This window comes from Lacisediminimonas sp., from assembly GCF_030645335.1.
Taxonomy (GTDB): Bacteria; Pseudomonadota; Gammaproteobacteria; order Burkholderiales; family Burkholderiaceae_D; genus Lacisediminimonas.
The window spans coordinates 1-6,946 of record NZ_JAUSNH010000056.1 but is presented as its reverse complement, the minus strand read 5'-3'; the positions used below and the strand labels follow the sequence as shown (position 1 = coordinate 6,946).

The 6,946-nt window shown below is 62.5% G+C and carries 4 protein-coding genes and 2 pseudogenes; 3 read left to right on the top strand and 3 right to left on the bottom strand.

Annotation, left to right across the window (positions count from 1 at the left end; genetic code table 11):
- Positions 1 to 400 (top strand): MFS transporter (locus tag Q7T64_RS04265; RefSeq protein WP_304791716.1); only part of this gene is annotated, 400 nt, incomplete at its 5' end.
- Here the strand turns inward: Q7T64_RS04265 and parC are convergent.
- Together parC and Q7T64_RS04255 are read right to left on the bottom strand one after the other, a co-directional pair.
- A pseudogene (gene parC / locus Q7T64_RS04260) lies at positions 384 to 2,696 on the bottom strand (DNA topoisomerase IV subunit A). The gene Q7T64_RS04265 and the pseudogene parC overlap by 17 nt on opposite strands.
- A 132-nt stretch (positions 2,697 to 2,828) precedes the next feature.
- Positions 2,829 to 4,826 carry a DNA topoisomerase IV subunit B gene (locus Q7T64_RS04255; RefSeq protein ID WP_304791713.1) on the bottom strand — a complete coding sequence of 666 codons (1,998 nt, stop codon included), beginning with the start codon at positions 4,824 to 4,826 and terminating at the stop codon, positions 2,829 to 2,831.
- Between the two features lie 187 nt (positions 4,827 to 5,013).
- On the opposite strand from Q7T64_RS04255, the gene Q7T64_RS04250 reads away from it, so the two are divergent.
- Positions 5,014 to 5,877, top strand: a complete 864-nt coding sequence (locus tag Q7T64_RS04250) for a response regulator (RefSeq protein ID WP_304791710.1) — start codon at positions 5,014 to 5,016, stop codon at positions 5,875 to 5,877.
- A gap of 115 nt (positions 5,878 to 5,992) precedes the next feature.
- Positions 5,993 to 6,631, top strand: a complete 639-nt coding sequence (locus Q7T64_RS04245; protein WP_304791706.1) for an NAD(P)H-binding protein — start codon at positions 5,993 to 5,995, stop codon at positions 6,629 to 6,631.
- 60 nt (positions 6,632 to 6,691) lie between these two features.
- On the opposite strand, the pseudogene Q7T64_RS04240 reads toward Q7T64_RS04245, so the two are convergent.
- A pseudogene (locus Q7T64_RS04240) lies at positions 6,692 to 6,946 on the bottom strand (hypothetical protein); the annotation flags it as partial.

Below are 6,946 nucleotides of genomic sequence, written 5' to 3'. Positions count from 1 at the left end.
CGACCGCATCGGCGGCCTGCGCACACTCCTGCTGGGCTCGGTCCTGCAAGGCATCGCCTTGCTGCTGTTCCTGCCATTCGACGGCCTGGTTTCGCTGTATGTGATATCGGCGCTGTTCGGACTGTTCCAGGGCGGACTGGTGCCGTCCTACGCCATCATCGTGCGCGAGCATTTTTCGGCGAAAGAGGCGGGCGCACGGGTCGGCATGATCATGGCGTTCACCCAGGCTGGCATGGCGCTGGGTGGATGGATGTCCGGCAAGATATTCGACCTGACCGGCTCTTACCAGGCCGCTTTCCTGAACGGTCTTGCATTCAACCTGCTGAACATGGCGATTGCCGTGACGCTGCTGCTGCGGGCCAGCCGCCGCAGCCAGGCGGCCCTTAGCGCAGCGGCGTAAGCACCGACGGCTTGATGGTCGACTCCAGCCGCTTGCCCTTGCGTGCACGCTTGCCGCTGACGGCTGTCAGCGCCGCACCGACCAGGTTGATTTCAAGTTGCTTGCCGCCGCGGCCGCTGCCCGACACCATCACGCCACGCGGCCCGATCGGTTGCGCTACCAGCAGCTTCTCGCCCTTTTCCAGTTCCATCAGGATCAGGCCGCGGCCACCGCCGGACATGGTCTTGATCTCGTCCAGGCCAAACACCAGCAAGCGGCCTTTTTCGGACAGGCAGGCCAGGTCCTTGTCGTGCGCCGTGATCTCGCGCGGCGCCAGCGGCAAGTCGCCTTCGTCCAGCGTCAGGAAGGACTTGCCGGCGCGCAGCCGGCTGGCAATGTCCGCCAATTTGGTGGCGAAGCCGTAGCCGGCCGTGCTGGCAATCAGCAAGAGCGTATCCGCCGGGCCGGCAAAGTAATGCATCAGGTGGGTGCCTGGCGCCACGTCCAGCAAGGTCGTGACCGGCACCCCATCGCCGCGTGCGCCGGGCAGCGCCGATACCGGCACCGTGTAGGCGCGGCCGTTGGAGCCGAAGGCCAGCACATTGTCCACCGTGCGGCATTCGAAGGTGCGATACAGGCCGTCGCCGGCCTTGAAGGTGAACTGGGATGCGTCATGCCCATGCGCGGTGCGCGCCCGCAGCCAGCCTTTTTGCGAAATGATGACGGTGACTGGCTCATCGATGGTTTTCTGTTCGACCACGGCGCGCTCGGCCGCCTCGATCAGCGTGCGACGCTTGTCGCCATATTGCTTGCCGTCGGTCTCGATTTCCTTGATCACCAGCCGCTTCATCGATGCCGGCGAGTCCAGCAAGTCTTGCAGGCCGGCGCGTTCGCTGCGCAGCGTGTCGAGCTCCTGCTGTACCTTGATCGTTTCCAGTCGCGCCAGTTGGCGCAGGCGGATTTCCAGGATGTCTTCCGCCTGCCGGTCTGACAGTTTGAAGGCGGCGATCAGTTCCGGTTTGGGCTCATCTGCCTGCCGGATGATGCGGATCACTTCGTCGATATTGAGCAGGATCGCAATCCGGCCTTCCAGGATATGGATACGGTCGTCGACCTTCTGCAGCCGGAAGCGTGTGCGGCGCGTGACCGTTTCGAAGCGGAACGCGACCCAGTCCTGCAAGATCGACAGCAGGGGCTTTTGCCGTGGCCGGCCATCCAGGCCGATCATCACCAGGTTGATCGGCGCGCTGGTCTCCAGCGCGGTATGCGCCAGCAACAGGTTGGCGAACTCGGTCTGGTCCTGGTTGCGCGACTTCGGCTCGAACACCAGCCGCACCGCGGCTTCGCGGCCGGATTCGTCGCGCACCGTGTCGAGCGCAGCCAGCATCACCTGTTACAGGTTGGCCTGTTCGGCAGTGAGCGCCTTTTTGCCGAGCCGCACTTTCGGGTTGGTCAGTTCCTCGATTTCCTCCAGCACCTTTTGCGACGAGGTGCCGGGCGGCAGTTCGGTGATGACCAGTTGCCACTGGCCGCGCGCCATGTCTTCGATTTTCCAGCGTGCGCGCACTTTCAGCGAGCCGCGTCCGCTTTCGTAGATTTCAGAGATTGCCGCTGCCGAGGTGATGATCTGGCCGCCGCCCGGATAGTCCGGACCGGGCAGGATGGCCATCAGGTCGGCATGGCTCAACTTGGGGTCGCGGATCAGCGCAACGGCTGCCCTGGCGACTTCCTGCAAGTTATGCGGCGGTATTTCGGTGGCCATGCCCACCGCAATGCCGGATGCGCCGTTGAGCAACACGATAGGCAGGCGCGCCGGCAACAGCCGCGGCTCTTGTGTCGATCCGTCATAGTTGGGCTGGAAATCGACCGTGCCCATGTCGATTTCGTCAAGCAACATGCGCGCAATCGGCGTCAGGCGCGCTTCGGTGTAACGCATTGCTGCCGCGCCGTCGCCGTCGCGCGAGCCGAAATTGCCCTGGCCATCGATCAGCGGGTAGCGCAGCGAAAAATCCTGCGCCATGCGCACCAGCGCGTCATACACCGATTGGTCGCCGTGCGGATGCAATTTGCCCAGCACATCGCCGACCACGGCAGCGGACTTGCGTGGCTTGGCCGTTGCATCCAGCCCCAACTGGTGCATGGCGTACAGGATGCGGCGCTGTACCGGCTTTTGTCCGTCGCAGACATCGGGCAGTGCGCGGCCCTTGACGACCGAGATCGCATAATCGAGGTATGCACGCTCGGCAAACGTCGCCAGCACCAGGGACTCGTCATCGTCGGGCGGTGCTGCTTGGAACAGGGATTGCTGGTCACTCATCGATTCTTGATTCCTGCAGTGCCGGCGGCAATGCCAGCGGTGTCATTGATTCATTCAGTGACCGATCCGGTGGATCGATCATGGGTTCAGTCGGTCAGTCGTTCATTCTTCAGCGACAGCCCTTACCGTTGTTCATACGTCGGCGTCGACTTCGTTGCCGTGCTCTTCCAGCCAGGTCCGCCGCGCTGCAGCTTCGCCCTTGCCCATCAGCATGTTGAATCGCGCTTCCGAAGCGGCGACGCCGAAGCTGCCGATCGTCACCGGCAACAGGCGCCGCGTGTCGGGATTCATGGTGGTCTCCCACAGCTGTTCGGCGTTCATCTCGCCCAGTCCCTTGAAGCGCGAGATCGACCAGCCGTTTTCCTTGACGCCGTCCTTGCGCAGCTTGTCCAGTATCGCGCTCATTTCACCATCGTCCAGCGCATACAGTTTTTGCGCCGGCTTCTTGCCGCGCGCAGGTGCATCTACCCGGTACAGCGGCGGTCGGGCAATGCAGATATTGCCGGCGTCGATCAGCTTGGGGAAGTGGCGGAAGAACAGGGTCAGCAACAGTACCTGGATATGCGAACCGTCGACGTCGGCGTCCGACAGGATGCAGATGCGGCCATAGCGCAGGCCCGACAGGTTGGGCTCGTCGTTCGGCCCGTGCGGATCAACGCCGATGGCAACCGCGATGTCGTGGATTTCATTATTGGCAAACAGCCGGTCGCGATCGGTTTCCCAGGCGTTCAATACCTTGCCGCGCAAGGGCAGGATGGCCTGGAATTCCTTGTCGCGCCCCATTTTGGCGGAGCCGCCGGCGGAATCGCCCTCGACCAGGAATAGCTCGTTGCGGCTGGTGTCGGTGGATTCGCAATCGGTCAGCTTGCCGGGCAGGACCGCCACGCCGGAAGATTTTTTCTTTTCGACTTTCTGCGCCGAACGCAAGCGGGTCTGCGCCTGCTTGATCACCAGTTCGGCCAGCTTGCGACCGTAGTCGACGTGGTGATGCAGCCAGAGCTCCAGCGCCGGGCGGGTGAAGCCGGCCACCAGCCGGACCGCATCGCGCGAGTTCAGGCGCTCCTTGATCTGGCCCTGGAATTGCGGATCGAGCACGCGCGCCGACAGCACGAAAGACACGCGCGAAAACACATCCTCAGGCAGCAGCTTGACGCCCTTTGGCAGCAGCGAATGCAATTCGGCGAAGCTTTTCACCGCCGAAAACAGGCCTTCGCGCAGCCCGGATTCGTGGGTGCCGCCGGCCGACGTCGGGATCAGGTTGACATACGATTCGCGCACGACATTGCCGTCTTCGGTCCAGGCCACCACCCAGGCCGCACCTTCGCCCTCGGCGAAACCTTCGGCGTCGGGTCCGGCGTACTGCTCGCCTTCGAACAGCGGAATCAGCAATTCGCCGCTGCCATTCTGGGCCAGGCTTTCATTGAGGTAGCCGCGCAAGCCCTGGTCGTACTGCCAGGTCTGGGTGTCACCCGTTTTGCCATTGACCAGCGATACCCGCACACCCGGCAGCAGCACTGCCTTGGAGCGCAGCAGGCGCAGCAGGTCGCCCATCGGAATCACCGGCGAATCGAAATACTTCGGATCGGGCCAGGCGGTGACGCGGGTGCCGGAACGGCGGTCGTCGCGGCCGGCGGCCTGCGACTTCAGTTCTTCGATCACATCGCCGTGGGCAAATGCCATCCGGTGCAGGCCATTGCCGCGATCATCCTTGCGCCACACCGTAATTTCGAGCCGGGTGGAGAGGGCGTTGGTGACCGATACGCCGACCCCGTGCAGGCCGCCGGAAAAGGCATAGGCGCCGCCCTTGGACTTGTCGAACTTGCCGCCCGCATGCAAGCGGGTGAACACGATTTCCACCGTCGGTCTTTTTTCTTCGGGATGCAGGCCCACCGGAATGCCGCGACCGTCATCGTCAACGCTGACGCTGCCGTCGACATTGAGCGTCACCGTGATGTTCTTGGCATGGCCGCCGAGCGCCTCGTCGGAGGCGTTGTCAAGCACTTCCTGGATGATGTGCAAGGGATTTTCCGTGCGCGTGTACATCCCTGGACGCTGTTTGACGGGCTCGAGTCCCTTCAGGACACGGATGGATGATTCGCTGTAGTCGGAAGTGGGCTTTTTCGTTGCCATGCAAGGGTATCTGGGGGATTGGACAGCCAGCGCAGCGCCGGCCAGCCTGCATTCTAATGAAATTGCGCCCAGTGGGGGCAGGCAATGCAAGGCGCGGCTCGTCGCCAGCGCTGAAATTGTTAGCGATTGGTGGCGTGTGTACCAACAGTGCTGGTAATTTTGCATCGGCCCGTTTATAAAGCCGCGCATGACAAAAAGCCAAGCACACCCCTTCGCGCTGCGACTGATCGGTTACTCCGAGGACGAACGCGCTGAACTGAACCGCCACTTTCCCGTGCATCACAAGCTTGGTGGCCATGCCTACCAGGTCTTGCATGAAAATAATCTCCAGGATCCCGACCTGTACCTGGTCAATATCGACGCACCGGATGCGCTGGCTGCGCTCGATCGACTGCGTCCGGCGCCCTTGCGGCCGGCGATGCTGGTCGGGGCGCAGCCAGTCGACCTGCCGCATGCGTTCCTGCCGGCGCCAGTCGAACCGCCGCGCCTGCTGGCCGGGCTCGACCAACTGGTGGCGCAACGGGCAGAAGCATGGGCGCGGCTGGATGCTTCCGATAAAGTTTCGGTACCCGAACGGCGTCGCCGTTTGCCGACCAAATTGGACGAATCCGCCTACGCACTGCTGCGCAAGCAACAGCGTGAAGGCGGTGTACTCGTGGTCGACGGGGATGGCGACTTTTGCCAGGCGATTTCCCGCATCGTGTCGGCACGGCGGGTGCGGGTAGATCGCGCAAACGACCATCGGACCGCCACCTTGCTGTGCAAGCAGCTCGATATTGCGCTGGTATTCATCAACACCGCTACTCCCGGACTCGATCCCTACCGCTTGTGCGAGGCAATCAAGACTCAGGGCGGACATCCCATTACCGTGATTTTCCTGACCGGCCGCTACTTTTCCTACCACGCGGCCTGGGCGCAGGCGGCCGGCTGCGAAGGATTTGTCAGCAAGCCGCTGAGCGAGCGGCAGCTGGTCTCCTTGCTGGAAAAATTCCTGCCTCGCCCAGTGCCAGCGGTCCTGGCCGCTGAACCAGGGCGGGGGGAAGTGGATTAGGCGGGCGGGCTGCCGCATGCCGTTTGTGGCCAATCCTTGCCCCGCATTGCATCCGCAGGGCTTTGGGTGCATTGTATCGAGGCAAGATTGGATAGCATTTCAGGGAACAATCGACATGGTTAATCTGCTGATACTCGGTGGCACCGGACTGGTCGGCCAACAACTGATCCATCAGGCGCTGGACGACGCATCCATCGCCAGGGTCATTGCGCCCACCCGGCGGCCTTTGGCTGAACATGCAAAGTTGACCAATCCCATTGTCGACTTCGATGCCCTGCCAAGCGATGCGGCATGGTGGGCAGCCGACGCCGTTATTTGCGCGCTGGGCACGACGATGCGTCAAGCGGGGTCGCGGGCCGCATTCAACAAGGTTGACCACGACTACGTGCTGGCGGCTGCGCGCCAGGCACGTTACGCCGGAACGCCGGTTTTCGTATTGAATTCCTCAGCCGGTGCGAATCCCTCGTCGCGTTCGTATTACTTGCGGGTGAAGGGGAATATTGAACGCGACCTGGCGCTGCTGAATTTTGCGTCGCTGACGCTGGTGCGGCCTTCCTTGCTGATCGGCGGTCCGCGTCCCGAGCGGCGCATCGCGGAAGAAATCGGGATCCGGCTGATGAGCGTGCTGGCGCCGCTGATACCTGCACGCTATCGCGGCGTCAGCACGGCCGATGTTGCCGCCTGCATCCTGGCCGCTGCCAGGCAGGCCGGCATTGGTGTCAACATCATCGAATCCGAAGCGATCCGGCGGTAGGAATGCTCAGCGCCCGCTGAAGTTTGCCTGCCGGGCGGCATGCACCGGTGACACGCGCGATTACTTGCTCAACAGGCGCATTGCCCGTTCCAGTCCTTCTATCGTCAATGGAAACATCCGGTTGCTGACCAGTTGCCGGATGATTGAAATCGATTGCCGGTATTGCCACAGGCCTTCCGGCTCCGGATTGAGCCAGACGAATTTCGGAAAAGTCGACGTGAAGCGCTGTATCCATTCGGCGCCGGCTTCTTCATTGTTGTACTCCACCGAGCCGCCAGCCTGTACGATTTCATACGGGCTCATGGTGGCGTCGCC